The organism is Microbacterium jepli (assembly GCF_047237905.1).
Taxonomy (GTDB): Bacteria; Actinomycetota; Actinomycetes; order Actinomycetales; family Microbacteriaceae; genus Microbacterium.
In genome coordinates this window covers 615,954-632,206 of sequence record NZ_JBDFLW010000003.1, presented here as the reverse complement: position 1 = coordinate 632,206, position 16,253 = coordinate 615,954, and the positions used below count along the sequence as shown (strand labels likewise).

The 16,253-nt window shown below is 68.2% G+C and carries 18 protein-coding genes and 1 riboswitch; of the genes, 12 read left to right on the top strand and 6 right to left on the bottom strand.

The features are described from left to right. Nucleotides 1–21 precede the first annotated feature (21 nt). From ABC304_RS03615 to ABC304_RS03590, 6 genes are all read left to right on the top strand, one after another. Complete coding sequence (locus ABC304_RS03615; protein ID WP_412928999.1) at nucleotides 22–354, top strand: heavy-metal-associated domain-containing protein; 333 nt, start codon at nucleotides 22–24, stop codon at nucleotides 352–354. A 33-nt stretch (nucleotides 355–387) separates the two neighbouring features. Then, the gene (locus tag ABC304_RS03610) at nucleotides 388–2,526 is read left to right on the top strand and encodes a heavy metal translocating P-type ATPase (protein WP_412928997.1); all 2,139 of its coding nucleotides are present in this window, start codon (nucleotides 388–390) and stop codon (nucleotides 2,524–2,526) included. 38 nt (nucleotides 2,527–2,564) lie between these two features. After that, nucleotides 2,565–3,008, top strand: coding sequence for a DUF6153 family protein (locus ABC304_RS03605; protein WP_412928996.1), 444 nt, complete (start codon nucleotides 2,565–2,567; stop codon nucleotides 3,006–3,008). Nucleotides 3,009–3,106: 98 nt separating this feature from the next. Next, the gene (locus tag ABC304_RS03600) at nucleotides 3,107–3,715 is read left to right on the top strand and encodes a DUF305 domain-containing protein (protein ID WP_412929059.1); all 609 of its coding nucleotides are present in this window, start codon (nucleotides 3,107–3,109) and stop codon (nucleotides 3,713–3,715) included. A 63-nt stretch (nucleotides 3,716–3,778) separates the two neighbouring features. Then, nucleotides 3,779–4,609, top strand: coding sequence for a F510_1955 family glycosylhydrolase (locus ABC304_RS03595; RefSeq protein ID WP_412928994.1), 831 nt, complete (start codon nucleotides 3,779–3,781; stop codon nucleotides 4,607–4,609). A gap of 378 nt (nucleotides 4,610–4,987) precedes the next feature. Beyond that, nucleotides 4,988–5,620: a M23 family metallopeptidase gene (locus tag ABC304_RS03590; protein ID WP_412928993.1), complete on the top strand. Its 633-nt coding sequence runs from the start codon at nucleotides 4,988–4,990 to the stop codon at nucleotides 5,618–5,620. 292 nt (nucleotides 5,621–5,912) lie between these two features. Here the strand turns inward: ABC304_RS03590 and ABC304_RS03585 are convergent, their stop codons facing one another. From ABC304_RS03585 to ABC304_RS03575, 3 genes are all read right to left on the bottom strand, one after another. Continuing rightward, the gene (locus ABC304_RS03585) at nucleotides 5,913–6,359 is read right to left on the bottom strand and encodes a hypothetical protein (protein ID WP_412928992.1); all 447 of its coding nucleotides are present in this window, start codon (nucleotides 6,357–6,359) and stop codon (nucleotides 5,913–5,915) included. A gap of 29 nt (nucleotides 6,360–6,388) precedes the next feature. Beyond that, on the bottom strand, nucleotides 6,389–6,850 hold the full coding sequence (locus tag ABC304_RS03580; RefSeq protein WP_412928991.1) for a hypothetical protein: 462 nt from the start codon (nucleotides 6,848–6,850) through the stop codon (nucleotides 6,389–6,391). A gap of 157 nt (nucleotides 6,851–7,007) precedes the next feature. Beyond that, nucleotides 7,008–7,880 (bottom strand): hypothetical protein, encoded by an 873-nt coding sequence (locus ABC304_RS03575; RefSeq protein WP_412928989.1) that lies wholly within the window; start codon nucleotides 7,878–7,880, stop codon nucleotides 7,008–7,010. An 869-nt stretch (nucleotides 7,881–8,749) separates the two neighbouring features. On the opposite strand from ABC304_RS03575, the gene ABC304_RS03570 reads away from it, so the two are divergent. The 4 genes from ABC304_RS03570 (at nucleotide 8,750) to ABC304_RS03555 (ending at nucleotide 11,190) form a co-directional block, all read left to right on the top strand. Beyond that, on the top strand, nucleotides 8,750–9,295 hold the full coding sequence (locus tag ABC304_RS03570; protein WP_056865924.1) for a COG4315 family predicted lipoprotein: 546 nt from the start codon (nucleotides 8,750–8,752) through the stop codon (nucleotides 9,293–9,295). A 151-nt stretch (nucleotides 9,296–9,446) separates the two neighbouring features. Beyond that, nucleotides 9,447–9,956 (top strand): sigma-70 family RNA polymerase sigma factor, encoded by a 510-nt coding sequence (locus tag ABC304_RS03565; protein ID WP_056865923.1) that lies wholly within the window; start codon nucleotides 9,447–9,449, stop codon nucleotides 9,954–9,956. Then, nucleotides 9,953–10,663, top strand: a complete 711-nt coding sequence (locus ABC304_RS03560; RefSeq protein ID WP_159983152.1) for an anti-sigma factor family protein — start codon at nucleotides 9,953–9,955, stop codon at nucleotides 10,661–10,663. The genes ABC304_RS03565 and ABC304_RS03560 overlap by 4 nt, the downstream gene beginning before the upstream one ends. 68 nt (nucleotides 10,664–10,731) lie before the next feature. Then, nucleotides 10,732–11,190, top strand: a complete 459-nt coding sequence (locus ABC304_RS03555; protein WP_133961397.1) for an OsmC family protein — start codon at nucleotides 10,732–10,734, stop codon at nucleotides 11,188–11,190. Nucleotides 11,191–11,256: 66 nt separating this feature from the next. Here the strand turns inward: ABC304_RS03555 and ABC304_RS03550 are convergent, their stop codons facing one another. Both ABC304_RS03550 and ABC304_RS03545 read right to left on the bottom strand, forming a co-directional pair. Further along, nucleotides 11,257–11,823: a uracil-DNA glycosylase family protein gene (locus ABC304_RS03550; protein ID WP_243588143.1), complete on the bottom strand. Its 567-nt coding sequence runs from the start codon at nucleotides 11,821–11,823 to the stop codon at nucleotides 11,257–11,259. 18 nt (nucleotides 11,824–11,841) lie between these two features. Further along, the gene (locus tag ABC304_RS03545) at nucleotides 11,842–13,002 is read right to left on the bottom strand and encodes a TDT family transporter (RefSeq protein WP_159983151.1); all 1,161 of its coding nucleotides are present in this window, start codon (nucleotides 13,000–13,002) and stop codon (nucleotides 11,842–11,844) included. Between the two features lie 84 nt (nucleotides 13,003–13,086). Between ABC304_RS03545 and ABC304_RS03540 the strand changes: the two genes are divergently transcribed. Next, nucleotides 13,087–13,977, top strand: coding sequence for a LysR family transcriptional regulator (locus ABC304_RS03540; protein ID WP_243588141.1), 891 nt, complete (start codon nucleotides 13,087–13,089; stop codon nucleotides 13,975–13,977). Between the two features lie 94 nt (nucleotides 13,978–14,071). Here the strand turns inward: ABC304_RS03540 and ABC304_RS03535 are convergent, their stop codons facing one another. After that, nucleotides 14,072–15,118, bottom strand: a complete 1,047-nt coding sequence (locus tag ABC304_RS03535) for a sodium:calcium antiporter (protein ID WP_159983149.1) — start codon at nucleotides 15,116–15,118, stop codon at nucleotides 14,072–14,074. Nucleotides 15,119–15,658: 540 nt separating this feature from the next. Here ABC304_RS03535 and ABC304_RS03530 point away from each other — a divergent pair. Further along, nucleotides 15,659–16,141: a universal stress protein gene (locus tag ABC304_RS03530; protein ID WP_412928988.1), complete on the top strand. Its 483-nt coding sequence runs from the start codon at nucleotides 15,659–15,661 to the stop codon at nucleotides 16,139–16,141. Between the two features lie 20 nt (nucleotides 16,142–16,161). Further along, nucleotides 16,162–16,234, top strand: a riboswitch (Fluoride riboswitch). Nucleotides 16,235–16,253 lie beyond the last annotated feature (19 nt).

The following is a 16,253-nucleotide window of genomic DNA, read 5'->3' as shown; positions in this document are numbered from 1 at the left end:
TGTATCACCTTGGAGGACACTATGACTGACCGCATTGACCTTGGCCTGAAAGACGCCGCTACCGCTGGTTGCGCGTGTTGCGCTGCGCCTGCTTCCACCGCCACCGAGATCCCTGCCGCTGAGAACGCCGCGGTGACGGAGGAGATCCTGGTGTCGGGGATGACGTGCTCGCACTGTGTGTCCAGCGTCAGGGAGGAACTGTCGGGCATCGACGGTGTGCAGAACGTGACCGTGGACCTGAACGCCGGCGGCACATCCCGCGTCACCATTCACAGCACCAGCGCGCTTGACCCCGCACAGGTGAAAGCAGCCGTCGACGAGGCCGGGTACGCCCTGGCTGACAGCCCGGTCTAAACACTTCGAACGCACGCAACGAAGGAGGCTCTGATGAGCCAGCACGATCACACCCACCCCACGGACCACAGCGGGCACGCGGCCGCGACCGCCACGGAGCACGACCACGCGGCGATGGGCCATGCCGGTCACAGCGACGAGCGGGCACCGGCTGCGGGACACTCCGCGCACGGCCACGCCGACCATGGCGGGCATGCCAGTCACGGCGACCACGTAGCCCGGTTCCGAAGGCTGTTCTGGATCATGCTGGTCCTCGCGGTTCCGGTAATCGGATTCTCGACGATGTTCTCGATGATCATCGGCTACCCCCTGCCGGACGCCGCATGGGTGGGCTGGGTATCCCCGACCCTTGGCACGGTCATGTATGTGTGGGGTGGTGCCCCGTTCCTCACGGGTGCCGTCAGCGAGCTCCGCGCCCGTAAGCCGGGGATGATGCTGCTAATCGCCCTGGCCATCACCGTGGCGTTCCTCGCGTCCTGGGGGGCGAGCCTCGGGCTGCTCGATCACGAGCTGGACTTCTGGTGGGAACTGGCGCTGCTGATCGTCATCATGCTGCTCGGGCACTGGATCGAGATGCGCTCCCTCGCCCAAACCACCTCCGCCCTGGACTCTCTCGCCGCTCTCCTGCCTGACGAGGCGGAGAAGCTCGACGGTGACACCACCGTGACGGTTGCCCCGGCGGATCTGCTGGTGGGGGACGTGGTTGTCGTTCGCCCCGGTGGGCGGGTGCCCGCGGATGGTCGGATCGTGCAGGGTTCGGCGAGCATGGACGAGTCGATGATCACTGGCGAGTCCCGCCCGGTCCGCCGCTCCGATGGAGATCAGGTGATCGCCGGGACAGTCGCCACCGATTCCGGGGTGCGGGTGGAAGTCACCGCGGTCGGTGCAGACACCGCCCTCGCCGGCATTCAGAAGCTGGTCACCGACGCGCAGAATTCGTCCTCGCGTGCGCAGCGGCTCGCAGACCGCGCCGCCGGGTGGCTGTTCTGGTTCGCTCTGGGTGCGGCCGCCATTACCGCGATTGTCTGGACCCTGCTGGGCTTTCCGGATGATGCCGTAGTTCGCACGATCACCGTGCTGGTGATCGCCTGCCCGCACGCGCTGGGGCTGGCGATTCCGCTGGTGGTCTCCATCGCCACTGAACGCGCGGCGCGCGCCGGAGTGCTGGTGAAGGACCGGCTAGCGTTGGAGAGTATGCGCACCGTCGACGCGGTGCTGTTCGATAAGACCGGCACTCTCACCAAGGGCACCCCCGCCGTGACCGCCATCAACCCCGCTGGCGGTATCGACGCCGACGAGCTGCTCGCTCTCGCCGCCGCTGCTGAAGCGGACTCCGAACACCCCCTCGCCCGGGCGATCGTGAACGCCGCAAAGGAAAAGCACCTCACCGTGCCCGGCTCCCGCGACTTCGAGTCTTCCCCGGCGGTCGGCGTTCAGGCGCTGGTGGACGGGCGGACCGTGCAGGTCGGCGGCCCGTACTTGCTCGAGCAAGAGAGGGCGGTCGAGTTGCCTGTCGCGGACGAGTGGCGTGCCGAGGGTGCGATCATTCTGCACGTCCTCATTGATGAGACGGTGGCGGGTGCGCTGCGGCTCGCGGACGAGATCCGCCCGGAGTCTCGTGCCGCGGTCACCGCGTTGCGGGAGCGGGGTGTGCAGGTGGTGATGATCACCGGCGATGCCGAAGCGGTCGCCGCGTCCGTGGCCGGCGAGCTCGGCATCGACCGGTTCTTCGCTGGGGTCCGCCCGGAGGACAAGGCCTCGAAGGTGAAGCAGCTGCAAAGCGAGGGCCGCAAGGTCGCGATGGTCGGCGACGGGGTGAACGATGCCCCCGCGCTCGCGCAGGCCGACGTGGGTATCGCGATCGGCGCCGGCACCGATGTCGCGATCGCCTCCGCCGGTGTCATTCTCGCCAGCGATGATCCCCGGTCGGTGGTGTCAGTGATCGAGTTGTCTCGGGCCAGCTACCGGAAGATGAAGCAGAACCTGTGGTGGGCAGCCGGCTACAACCTGCTCTCCGTGCCGCTGGCCGCCGGGGTGCTCGCCCCGATCGGGTTCGTGCTGCCGATGTCGGTGGGTGCGATCCTGATGTCGCTGTCCACAATCGTGGTCGCCCTCAACGCGCAGCTGCTGCGCCGACTGAATCTCAGCCCTGACGCGGTTATCGGCCGCTGACCGCGGTGACGTACCGTAGAAGGGACGAGGGAGGTGACATGTCGCTGATCGCACTCACCGAGCACCTGCGTGCCGGCCGCTCTATGGCCCGCACGCTGCTGCTGCTGATTGCTCTGACCGGCGCTGTCATCATCGGCCTGTTGGCCATGCACTCTTTCAACACCCACGCCACCGCGGAATCCGGTCACCATGCCACGATGACCAAAGACGCGGTCGGGGTTAGCGTGAAGGGAGACGCCCACGCCGCCACCACCGTGTCGGCTGAGGAGTCGTGCGCTGACTGCGGCACGAGCCATTCCGGCATGCTCGCGATGGCGTGTGTGCTCGCGCTGCTGGCCACCGTGCTGCTTGTGGCACGCGCCCGCGGCGGGCAGCAATGGTTGGCGCTTCTTCCTCGTCCCGGATCTCCCGCCCTTCCCCCTCCTGGTGTCCCCGGCCTGCACCCGCCCTCTCTGACAGTTCTCTGCATTAGCCGTACGTGATGCGGTGGAGCCCTCGGCAACTTTGCCGGGCTCTTCTGCCATACGCCTGGTCGACCCGACCGGCGCCCTTTTTCACGTACCCCTTTTGGAGAACCCTGATGAAAATTCGTACTGCGGCGACCGCCGCACTGGCCCTGGCCGCCGCCCTCACGCTTGCCGGCTGCGCTGGCGGGACCGGATCTGGCTCGGAGTCCATGCCGGGAATGGATCACGGCAGCAGCTCTTCACCGTCCGCAGTGATGGCGGACTTCAACGACGCGGATGTGATGTTCGCGCAGATGATGATCCCGCATCACCAGCAGGCCGTGGAGATGGCCGACATGATCCTCGCGAAAGATGGCATCGACGAGAGCGTCCTCACCCTGGCCGAAGAGATCAAAGCTGCTCAGCAGCCTGAGATCGAGCAGCTGCAGGGTTGGCTGGAGGAGTGGGGCGCGGACAGTGACACCGAGTCCATGGACGGCATGGACCACGGCGGCGGGATGATGAGCGACGAGGACATGCAATCCCTCGACGGTGCGACCGGCACCGAGGCGTCCCGGCTGTTCCTCGAGCAGATGACGATGCACCACGAAGGTGCCATCACGATGGCGCAAGACGAGGTCGACAACGGCCAGAACGCGGATGCCGTCGCGTTGGCGCAGACCATTGTCGAGACGCAGACCGCGGAGATCGCCACCATGCAGGAGCTGCTCGCACAGCTCTGACCGCACCCTTGGTGAGGGGCGCCCATCGCGGGTGTCTCTCACCCCGGACTCGAAAGGGTGCGTATGCGCATTCACCTGCGCGCGACAGCAAGCCTTGTCGCGCTTTTCACTCTGTCTCTCACGGGCTGCGCTGCGCCCGTGCCGCCTTCCACCGGCACCGGCCATGCGGACGTGATGCCGCACGTGCACGCCATCGTGCCCGCCCCCGGCGGCGACGGCTTCCTGCTCGGCACGCACGACGGCCTCTACACCGCCACCGCGGACGGTCAGCTCGGCACCCGCGTCGGGCGCGACGACCTCGACGCGATGGGTCTCACCGCGGTCGGTGGGGAACTCATCGCCTCCGGCCACCCCGGTGCTCGCACCCCCACGGAACTGGGCGAAGGCAATCTGGGCATCATCCGCAGCCCAGACGGCGGCGTCACCTGGAATCCGGTCGCGTTCACCGGCGAGAAAGACTTCCACGCCCTGGCGGCCGGACCTGACGGGACCCTCTATGGGCAGGCGACGGATAACAACGTGCTGCTGACGAGCACGGACCTCGGCGCCACGTGGACTCCTACCGGCCCCGGTCTCCTCGTGTTCGGTCTTGCCGTCGACGCCACGGGTCGCATCGTGGCCAGCACGCAACAAGGACCACAGGTCAGCACGGACAGGGGCAGATCATTCGTTCCGCTGCCCGATGCGCCCACCCTGTACCCGATCGCTTCTTCCCCCGATAACCAGCGACTGATCGGCGTCGACAACAACGGCACCATCTGGATCAGCACTGCCGGCGCCACCCAATGGGTGAACGTCGGAACCGTACATCGAGCCGCGCAGGCGATCACCGTCACCGATACCGGCCACATCCTCGTCGTCGACGACAGCGGACTCACCCTCCTGCCCGGCTAACACCCCCACCCGAGAGACCCCACCATTGCGTACCCCCACACCCACCACAGCCCAGACCGGCACGGCCTCACCGCCCGAACCCTTCTTGACGCGCGACGCCAAGCCCGCGCTCGAACCCAGACATCCACTGAAACGCGTGCAAACACGCGCGGTCGCCCTGCTGCAGAACCGCCCGTAGACCCGTTCGATGACGCGGCACGCCTGTTCTCCTTCACACCGAAAGCGCCTGCCCAACCCGAGCAGCCCGCATCTCCACGGTCGTCCAACCCCGGCCAGCAGCCGACCGAAACCCCCCGGACCGGCGCCGCACACTCTCGCACCCGGGCAGTGTTCTTCTCCGCACACGTGCTCGGCCTCGTGGCCCTGATGACCATCGGGATGACCGTCGACGCCGAAGCCCTCCCCCACGAACACGTCACCCCAACAAGCAGCACTGCTGACGCCGCACCCGGCGGAGACATCCAGGCCTACGTCACACCCGCCCAGAGGCAACCGAGCCCCGTCGTCAGCCGCGACGGCTACTCCACAGCCACCCTCGTAGATCTCGCCGGAACAGTCGGGATCACCAACTACTCCAGCGCGGTGTTCACCAAAAATCCGGCCTGCGCAGTGCAATGGCCATACGCAGTAGGCGTGCCGATGACCTACGGCTACGGGATGCGTGACGGCCGGCTCCATGAGGGCACCGACTTCGTGCCCGGCGCTGGCGCCCACATTCAAGCAATCGCCGACGGAATTGTCAGCGTCGCCACCGACAACGGCGGCGCGTACGGAGTCACCATCGTCATCGACCACGTTGTCGACAGCCGAACTGTCTCCAGCCGCTACGCCCACATGGAGTACGACTCACGACAAGTCGAGGTTGGCGACACCGTCAGTGTCGGCCAATACATCGGCCGCACCGGCGACACCGGCCGATCGTTCGGCGCACACCTTCACTTCGAAGTCCTCCAGAACGGCACCACCGCAACCGACCCGCTGCCCTGGCTGCAGACCTACGCTGCGTGCTAGCGGCAGCCGTGAATTAGACACGAGTGCACCGAACCGGCAACCGCGGAGCCAGTCGAACGGCCGCTGTCAACACTGTCAGACGATCGACGTTGCGTTAGTTCCGGATAATGCCCGGTTTCGCGTTCAACGCGAACCGCCCACACATGGCTACTTGCCCGCCTCGTAGTCGAAACTGTGCAGCTGGGGTTCCGTGGTCCACCAGTCCTCGTTGAACGTGGGGCCGAACGGGATGACGTCACTGGTCATCCCGACACGCTACCCAGCACAGTCAGCCCGTGGGGGCTTTCCACAGCTACCTTTCGTGGCCGGGTCGCTGCTCCGGGTTCGGGGTGCTAGAGGGAGCTGCCGCCATGTCCGTGGCCTGGTTGGTGTGCGTCGGGTGAGAGGCGGTGACGATCGCGTTGCGTCGGCGGATGTCGGCGTCGACGGCGGCGGGGCACTGCTGCTGTTGCGCGGTGGTGGAGAGCCAGTTGGCAACCGCCTGCGGGTCCGCGTCCAGTCCGAAGTCGGAAATGTAGGTGCGTTCTCCTCCTTCAATGTCGACCCACCAACGGGGGTCGGCGGGGTCGATGCCTGCAGTGTCGTGCGGGTCGTCCACTCCCCCACGGCGTCCGAGGTCGATCTGCATCGCGAATGTTCCGCCCATGTCGGCGTCAAGCCTCACGGGGAACGGCAGCAGCACGGCCACCTGCTGCACGTGCGCGTCGACGTCGTGAACGGTGGGCTGGGGTTCGGTCATGAGGATGCTCCTGCGGGCTCGAGGGTGGGTTAGAAGAGGGTGGTGAGGGGGGCGTAGTCGGGGCCGGGGATCGGCTGGTCGGTGACGGGGTGGATGGACGGTTCGCCCTGCTTTGCGCGCGGGTAGCGGTCGCGGATCTGCAGGTCGGTGTCCGCGACGCACCAGACAATGCGGCTGTGGAAGCTCGCGCCGAGTTCTATGACAGCTTCTTCGTAGGACTCTGCCCATTTCCCGATGAGACGGCCTTCGGTGTTCTGTGCGGTCCACCAAGCGCGGCCGGGGCCGGATGGCCCGTGGCGGTCGTAGGTCGGGATGCCGAGGGCGGTCAGTTCGGTCTCGACTGCGGCCCATTCGCGGCGCACGCTCTCGTTAGTGGCTCGCTCCCCGTGGTGCGCGGCCTGGTGGACGCGCTGAGCGGCGCTCCAGAGGGTGGTCAAGCTGGCACGCGGAGCGAGCCGCACAGCGGGTGTGGTGGTGTGCGGCTCGCTCATGGTGGTCAGTCCTCGATGGTCTTCTGCAGGGTGTCGATGATGGTGATGGTCTCGGGGTGGTGATCGTGAACGTGTGGGTCAGGGTGTAGCCCTCCCGCCCGTCCGCTTACGGCCCGGATTGGTGGGGTCTCGACGTTGGTCGAGACCCCACCGGTTCCTACTGTTGCGTGAATGCCCAGTCGGGCAGGTGCCCGGCGTTCACGAAAGTGTCGACGATCTCGGCCAGCCCGTGCCCTGGTTGGGCGGTGAGGCTGGCGGTGGTGAAGTCGGTTGCGGTGGTGGAGTGTCCGAGTGCCCCTGCCACCCAGCCCAGTGTTGCCAGCGCTCCGGGGAAAGTCTGATCTTCGGTGGCGGCGACGCGGCGGAGGATGTGGTCGAGGTTGCGGAGCCGGTCGGCGCGGGGCCGGGGTCCTTCGCCCCACATGACGCGGGCGATGTCGGTCGGGTAGTCGGCGCCGTCCTCCCACGCGGCTTGCGCGTCCCACGCCCGACGCGTCTGTTCCGGTCCCCTGAGGACCCCGACGAGCAGGACGTCACGGTGCGAGGGTCGCTCACAGGCCGTCATGACGAACGCGAACAGGTCCGCGTCCACCTCGTCACCGGTGGCGACCCTCTCCACCATGGCGGCGAACTTGTTCAGGTCCTCGAGGATGGGAGTGATGTCGACCTGAAGCGCGGCGGCGAGGAGGCCTAGTTCTGGTGTGGGCAGGATGCTGGCCGAGTGCTGGTCAGCGTCGTTCCGTGTCTCCCCGGCGACGAGGACCGGAGTGAGGTCGGTAAGGGGCTGGCGGGCCTCCCCCAACCGCCCGTACCCATCGTCCGTGACGGACAGGCGGTCCAGGACGGTGAGCCCGCACGCGTCGACCTGTCGCCCGATCTCGCCCATCAGAGCTGAGTGCTCATCGCTGGGACTGGTGTCGTAGATGACGGCGACGAGTCCGTCGGCGTCGGGGATGCGGCAGAGGAGTCCGGCGAGGACGTGCGCGGCGTGCCGGTGCTGGTTCGGGTGCGCGGGCAGGTCGACTCGCATGGCTCCGGTGCTGCGTGTTCCGGTGAAGGGATGAGGACGAGGGAGCGGGTGGGGGTGTACCCGAGCAGGTGGGGCACGAGCGCGAGGAACTGGGCGGGGGTGGTGGATCGGATGACGGTCATGGTCTCTTCCCTCTCAATCGGTGTGTTGCCGTGATTCTCAATCAGGTTTGTCAAGCCAGGGGTGTGGTCTGGCTCGCCTGTTCTTCCTTCTCTCCCAGCGTTTTTTGCTTGGAAGGCACGTAGTGCCGAGCAGGGTCGGAGGCGGGAGCGCAACCCGAAGGGCGGCGGAGGAGAGGTTGTCGGCGCGACGTGAGGGAGCGCAGCGACCGCGTGGCGAGAACCTCGGAGGAGCCGGCCGCGCAGCGGCTTGCGTGGACGCCGGAGGCCCGTACGCTGCCGAAGGCTTCCAGGCAGAAATGCGCGCAGCGCACACCACAGCGCCGACCGAGGTCGGCGTCCGCTTGCTCGCGGAGACTTCCGCCGAGGGGGTTCGATCGGCCAGAGGACGAGCCTCTACTGGGAGGCTGTCTGCTCTTGAGCAGGAGCGCGCCGAGTGGCGTCCGCCTCGTGGCGATACAGCGACGCCCGATCCCACCTGACGAGGTGGCCCGGATCCTCAGCAGTAAGGCCGCGGGCACCGTTCGCTGGCGGTCTGCGTGCTCGTTCGCCTCGGTCTGCGCGGGGATGGAGAGCAGAGCGCTGCCTCGGGCCTTCACGCGAAGGAGCGCGCAACGGATCATCGCTCTCGCTGAAGCCGCCCGCCGCGCGGATGCTCTCCCAGCGATCTTCTCGCCTCGTTGAACGTCCGCGACTGCTGTGTCGTGTCCTCGGTGGGACCACCTCGGCCCCCGCACTACAGGAGGCATCATGCTCAAGCGAATCGCGACCACTGTGACGACTGCGGCGTTCGCCGCCGTCCTTCTCGCCGGATGCTCGACGGCCGCCGGCTCGGCCGCCTCGTCGGAAGCGCCGGCCGACAGCCCCTCCGCCACCGCGACGGCCTCCTCCACCGCGACCGCCTCCGCTGAGACGGCGGCTCTCACGACGGCGTCCTCGCCGCTGGGCGAGGTCATCACGGACGAGGCCGGCTACACCGTCTACACGTTCACGAAGGACACGCAGAACTCGGGCAGCAGCAGCTGCTACGACGAGTGCGCCACGACCTGGCCTGCCGTGTCGGCGTCCAGCACGACCGCAGCGGACGGGATCACCGGAGAGGTCGGCTCGATCACGCGCACCGACGGGACGACCCAGCTGACCGTCGACGGATGGCCGGTCTACCGGTTCGCGAAGGACACCGCGCCGGGCCAGGTCAACGGGCAGGGTGTGAAGGACGCCTGGTACGTCCTCCTCCCTGACGGCACGATGAACAAGGAAGCCGCGGCCATGAGCACCGCCACCCCGGCGTCCTGATGCGACGGCGACCCGTCCCCGCGGGCAGCGAAGCGCATCGCCCGGGCGGGTCGCCGGTTCTCGACAGGCAAGGACGGAAAGGGATGACCGGCAGTGATCGAAGCAACCGTGATGAGGGAGCGCGCTGTGGCGCTTCGAGGCGGTGAGCACTGTGCCCCGCCCCGTCGATGAGCTCCTGGCGGCGCTGTACGAGAGTCACGGCCCGGCGTTGCGGCGCTTCGTGCAGAACCTCACTCGGAACGCGGCGCTGACGGAGGACGTCGTGCAGGAGACGATGGTCCGGGCCTGGCAGCGCCCGCAGGTCCTCGAACGTGACGCCGACGCCGCTCGCGCGTGGCTGTTCACCGTCGCCCGCAACCTCGTCATCGACGACGCCCGATCCGCTCGGAGCCGACGCGAGGTGCCGGCGAAGGACGAGGACGGCGGCGGCGCCGTCCCCGATCGCACCGACGCGGTCCTGGACAGCATCCTCGTCGCCGACGCTCTCGCATCGCTGTCGGTGGAGCATCGTCAGATCGTGGTGGACGCGTATTTCCTCGGACACACCGTCCCCGAGATCGCCCGCCGGCACTCCATCCCCGAGGGAACAGCGAAATCTCGATTGCACTACGGACTGCGCGGTCTGCGACTGGCTCTGCAGGAAAGGGGCGTCACCCGATGAACGACCACCACGGAAGCTCTGCGATGGAGGACGAGTACCGCGACTGGGACGCGTCCTACGTCCTCGGCGCTCTCCCCGCGGATCAGCGACTCGAGTACGAGCAGCACCTCAGCGGCTGCGCGGCCTGCCGCGCGGCCGTGGCAGAGCTGGCAGGACTGCCCGGGATCGTCGGTCGCCTCTCGGTCGAGGACGCTCTCGCCATCAGCGCATCGGACGACGGCGAGGAGGCGCCGCCGTCTGTGGTGACGCTGCCCGCCATCGCTCACCGTGTCCGGACGCGCCGACGTCGGCGCCGGCTGGTGACGTCCCTCGCCGTCGCGGCCGCCGTGACCGCCTCCGTCTTGGGCGGGGTCGCACTGGGCACGGGCATCGCGGGCGCTCCCGTGGCGAGCGAGGCGACCCTGGAACCGATGGACCCGATCGCGGCGGATCCCGCTCTCGCTGCGGACATCCAGGTCGAGGGGAAGCCGTGGGGCACCCGGCTGGAGTGGAGCTGCACCTACAGTGGTGATGCGCCCGCCGACGCGGAGTACGAACTCGTGATCACCCGCACAGACGGCAGCACGATCACCGTCGCCACCTGGACGGCGGCCGGGCAGCGCGCCGTCGACCTGGCGGCGTCCACGGGCATCGCCCGATCGGAGATCACCGGCGTCGACATCAGGGTCCGCGGCACGAACACCCCCCTCGTCCGCACCGACACCTGAGACACCGCCCACCCTCAGGAGACACCGCCACTGCCCGCGGTGCCGCGGACACCGGACAGGAGCAGACCATGAGCACCGAGACCACGCCGCTGCACATCACCCGCGAGGGCCCGAGAAGCTTCATCGGCCGCAACGCGCGAGGAGCCGAGGTCCGCATCGGCGGGTCGGAGGCCGACGGCGTGTTCTCGCCCGGCGAGCTGCTGCACCTCGCCCTCGCCGCCTGCGGCATGCTCTCCTCGGACCACCTCCTCGCCAGCCGTCTCGGAGCCGACTTCGAAGCGACCACCGACATCACCGCGACCAAGCCCGAGGGCGAGGACCGCTACGACTCGATCACCGCCGTGATCCGCGCCGACCTGTCGGCGCTCGATCCCGAGCGGATCGCCTCACTGTCCGAGCGCACCCGCCGGGCGGTCGACCGTCAGTGCACCGTCGGCCACACGCTCGAGCACGGCGCGGCGTACACCGTCGACATCGTGGACGACCAGGCCGGTCCCGTCAGCGGTCCGAGGACGGGGACCGTCTGAGATCAGCGCCTCATCGGTCACGAGGACCGGTGCCGACCGAGCCGCGGACGTCTGCCTTCAGTGCCGTCAGTCTGCGAGTCGCCGACCGGATCCCAGACGATTCGCGAGGCGGAGCGCGTTCACGGAGCGGAGGTGCTGGTCGGCGCGGTGACGTCCGTTGGCCGGTGAGGGGTGCGGTGCCGCGAGGACGGGGACGACGCGGGGATCATCGTGCAGGGTCAGGTAGCGCATGACCCCGTCGAGCGCCACGGTCCCGTAGGTGACGACGGCTTCGAGCGCGGGCAGCAGCTCCAGCAGCTCACCGAGCGCGAGCCGGCCCTGCTCGATGTCCGCGGGGCGGACGCGGCCAGGGATCTCCCACGGGATGAGGTTCCATCGGAGGTAGTGGTCGCGGGAGAGTCCGGACTCGATGCGGGCCGCCCGGAACGCGGCGGCGGTGGGCCCGAGGTTGTCTTCACTGCAGACGGCAGCGGATCCCGCGGCGATCGTCCGAGGGCCGGGTGACTGCATCAGCACCAGGACGCGACTGGCGGTGCCGCCGGAGCGGGGATCGAAGCCCGGAACGAAGCGTCCGGTCGCGTCCGCGGTACTCCGCCAGGTCTCGGCGAGGGCGTTCAGGGTTCGGATGTCCACGATGGTCCTCGATCCCGGTCAGGCCGGTCGCGGTGGTGCGAGCAGGGTGCCGCGGATCACGGAACCGTGGAAGGTGCGGGCGGCGACGATGATCCACGCGGCGACCAGGCCGACGTAGTAGAGCACGGCGAGACCGGCGACGACCGTGAGACCGGAGTGCAGGGCGAGGCCGTTCAGTCCGGTGACGCAGGTGCCGACGGGGAACGTGAACGACCACCACGTCAGACTGAAGGGCAGGTGCTCCTTCGCGGTGCGGAGGGTGATCGCGAGGGCGATGACGGTCCAGAGCAGCGCGAAGCCGAGCATCGCGAAGCCGTACACCAGAGCCACGACCAGCAGCGCACGCGCCATGCCGGCGTCCACGACGGTGGGCGCGTTCGAGGCGAGCAGATTCACAGCGGTGATCGACTGTCCGACCGGACCGAGGACGATCCACAGTGTCGGCACCATCCCCGCCGCTCCGACCTTGTGCTGCGCGAGCCGGTTCCAGATCAGGGTGATCACCACCAGCGACGCGATCAGGCTGAGGCCGAAGAAGCCGTAGCAGGACCACAGGAGCGTCTCCCGCGCTTGCCCGGCGGGCGCGTACGGCAGCAGCAATGCGCCGGTGGAAGCGGACACCATCGGCGGAACGATCGGCATCAGCCAGCCGCCGAACGCCGAATCGGGCTTGTTCTCATGCCGGGTGAACGCGAGGTAGGGCACCAGGACCGCCGTCACCAGCCCGCCGAGAGTCCCCGCACCCCAGAGCACCCAGTCGATGGTGACAGCGGCCGGCAGGCCGATCCAGTCCTTGCCGAGGAGGAGGGTTCCCGCGCCGACGGTGAGAAACGCCATGGGAGGCGCGCCGTAGAAGTGCGAAAGCACCGGATTCAGGTGGTGCCTCACCGCTGTAGCGCGGTAGCGGACCCAGTGCAGCCCGGTCGCGACCGTCAGCGCGACAAGCAGCAGCGCGGCGATCGCCCAGACGACGGTGGCCCCGGTCCGCAGTCCGGGGAACTGGAGTGGCAGGGACGCGGCGGCGACCGCGACGATGCCGGTGCCCATGATCGACGCGAACCAGTTCGGCGTCAGGTTCGACACGATCAGTCCCGGATGCTCCAACTCCCGGAACAAGCGCCTCGACCGCGGAGGATGCCCGATCGAGGAAGATGCGCGGGTGAGGGAAGAGGTTGTCATGACTCCAGCCTGAGCATCGCCGGCACCAGCCGATACAGCGATCGTGTTGGCGGGGCACAATGAGTGCTTGTGACGACGCGGCGATTGACGGACCGGATCCTGGATCTCGACACGCTGGAGGTGCTCGAACGCATCGCCGAGGCGGGCTCGCTCTCCCGTGCCGCCGAAGACCTCGGCGTCACCCAGCAGGCCGTCTCGGCGCGTCTGCGGGTCGCGGAGCGCGCCATCGGGCAGCCGCTCGTGCGCCGCTCTCCGACCGGGTCCCTGATGACCGACGCGGGCCGGCTCGTGCTCGAGCTGGCCGGCCCGGTCCTCGAGGCGTCCCGCCGCCTCGAGGCGGGCGCGGCAGCACTGCGACAGCCGACCGGCTCACTGGTCCTCGCGGCGTCGCAGACGATCGCCGAACTGCTGCTCCCACGCTGGCTCCTCGAATTCCGACAGCGCACACCCGAGGTGAGTGTGCAGCTGATCGCCGGCAATTCAGCCACGGTCACCGAGCTCGTGCGATCCGGTGCGGCGCAGCTCGGATTCGTCGAGACACCGGCGTCCACGGCCACGCTCTCCTCTCACGTGGTCACGGAGGACGAACTCGCTGTCGTCGTCGCACCGGACCACCCCTGGGCACGCGCGGCGAGTATCGGCGCCGAGGACTTGGCCGGGACCGCACTGCTGACACGAGAGGAAGGCTCCGGCACCCGGACGACCCTCGAAGCATGGCTCCACGACGCCGGGCTCGCACCCACGACTCCCGCCGCGATCCTGGAGACGACGGCGATCATCCGAGCGAACGCCCGCGCCGGCATCGCGCCCGCCGTCATGAGCATCCTCACCGTCGAAGCAGATCTCGCCGCGCGCTCACTGATACGAGTGCCCCTCCGCGGACCAGCACTCGTGCGACCTCTCCGCGCCATCTGGTCCGATCGCATCGGGTCGTCCGCGGCGGCGTTCCTGGAGATCGCGCACGAGATGCGCTGACCGGTGCACGGCTCGTCGCAACGCCGATCACGCCAGCGGCCGTGTCTGCTCCAGCTGCAGCGATCTGGTCGATCTGCACACGGCGGCGCGGACGTCATTTCGCGGTGATGGCGAAGAGCCCGCCGATGCCGACGGTGTAGAGCGCGAGCACGATCAACGAGTCGATTCCCATGCCGGCGATGCGGCGGGTGGGTCGGAAGATCAGTCCGACGATGTAGACGAGGGTGAGCAGGGCGGCGAGAGCGGTGAGGTAGATGTCGGACGAGTTCGCCTGCGGGAGGACTGCGGTGCCGGAGAGGACGGTGGCGACGAGGAACAGGACGGGGAGGAAGGCGTTGCCGCCGAAGATGTCGCTGATGGCGAGGTTGTCGTCGCCCTGCTTGATGGCTTGCAGCCCGGTCGAGATCTCGGGGAGGGAGGTGGCGAGAGCGAGCACGGTGGCTCCGAACAGCACCCCTGAGAAACCGAGCTGCGAGGATGCTGCATCACCGGCGCGCTCGAGCACGACACCGGCGAGGAGGGTCGCCGCGGCGGAGATCGTGAACACGATGGTCGCCTTGCGTGTGCTCATCGGGTGCGTCTTCTTCTTCGCGGGGGATGCTGTCGCGTCGGGGGCCCGCCCGTCCTCGTGCCAGGGGAGGTGCTTGCCGGAGCGTTGCACGAGCAGCAGCCCCACGACCCAGAGGCCGGCGATGAGGACGACGTCCGGGGTCAGTCGCAGCACTTCCAGTCCGGAGGGCAGCTGACTGCCGGCGATGACGACGGCGAGCACCGCGACGACCACGAGCCCCTCGAGCACGAGTGTGAGGGACGCGGCACGGTAGGTGAGCGGCTTCGCACCCTTTCCACGCTTGCCGAACAGGTCGAGGACGACGAGGACCACGGTCTGCAGTGCGATGCCGCCGAGAATGTTGCCGACCGCGACGTCCAGGTTCCCGGAGAGCGCGGCGGACACGGTGATCGCGATCTCCGGCAGGTTCGTCGCGACGGCGAGAACGATCAGACCGCCCAGCGCACTCCCCAGGTGCAGACGCGCGTCCAGAACGTCCGTGGCCTTCGATAACTGGATGCCGGCGATCCACACCACTGCGGCGGCGGCGAGAAAGATGACGACGAGAACAACGAAGGGCAGACCATCCATGCAGTGAGTGAACCGCGACAACGACGATCCGAGACCCCTTGCGCCTGAGCTGCTTCTCACCGTCTCGCGCGCGGTGGTCTCCGTGGTGATCGGTTCGACCGCGTGCCATCCTCGACGACACCCCGATCGTCGGGTCGAGCGTGATCCCGCCGTTCGTTCCCGAGGCGCGCTTGGTCAGTAGCAGGCGATTCGGGTACGCCGCAGCGTCCGCGCGTGTACGCGCGGGCAGCTGGCGGGGACCAGACCCGGGAGGAAGGTACCGGTGTCGCCCGCAGTGCATCTGCGACACTCCACTGGCTCCAGCGGACGGCGACCTGACTGCAGGTGCGGGCGGGGCGGCGCGGGTGCACACTGAGATCAACGCAGTGCGTTCCGGCGGTGGGGCTCGCCGGACCCAACCTCGACGACGTCGACAACAGTCCCTATCTCTGTCAGTGGTGTGCGCGGAGATAGGAGCAACTGTGATCCGTACGGCGTCACTGTTCTCCGTCCGAGCGCACGAGGATCGGAAAGGTGCGCGTGATGGCTGAGGACGCGATCGTGGTCGGGGTGCAGGCGGATCAGCCGGAAGCGGTGATTCAGGAAGCGCTGGGCTTCGCCGTGCGTTTCGGGGGGCGGTTGGAGTTCGTGCAGGTGGACACGGGCCGGTACGTCATCGACGGGCAGTTCGGGGAGGATCCGCTGGTCGAGCGGTCGATGCCGTTAGATTCGGATGCCGCTGACAGCAGCGAGGATCCGTTCGATCCTGCGATCCTCGAGCGGCTTGACCGGATCGTCGGTGACCGTGTCCCGTGGCAGACGCATCAGATGGCCGGTGACGTTGCACACGCTCTGGCGACGCTCGCGGACCGTGTCGATGCGGTCATGATCATTGTCGGCACGAAGGAGCCGTCTCTGCGTCGCACCGTGCAGGAGGTCTTCTCCGGCGCCGTCGGCGCCCGTCTCGCTCACCGTCAGCACCGGCCGGTCCTCATGATCCCCCTCTCCCCGGTCGATGATTCGGAGCCGCTGCCCTGGTCCTGACCGAGGTGCGGGCGTAGGCTGACGGCAGTGGCGATGGATCCCGCCCGAGCGTGAGCTCGAACTGCCGCCGAGGCTGATGGTTCCTACCTTCTCGATCAGAGACCAGGTAGGT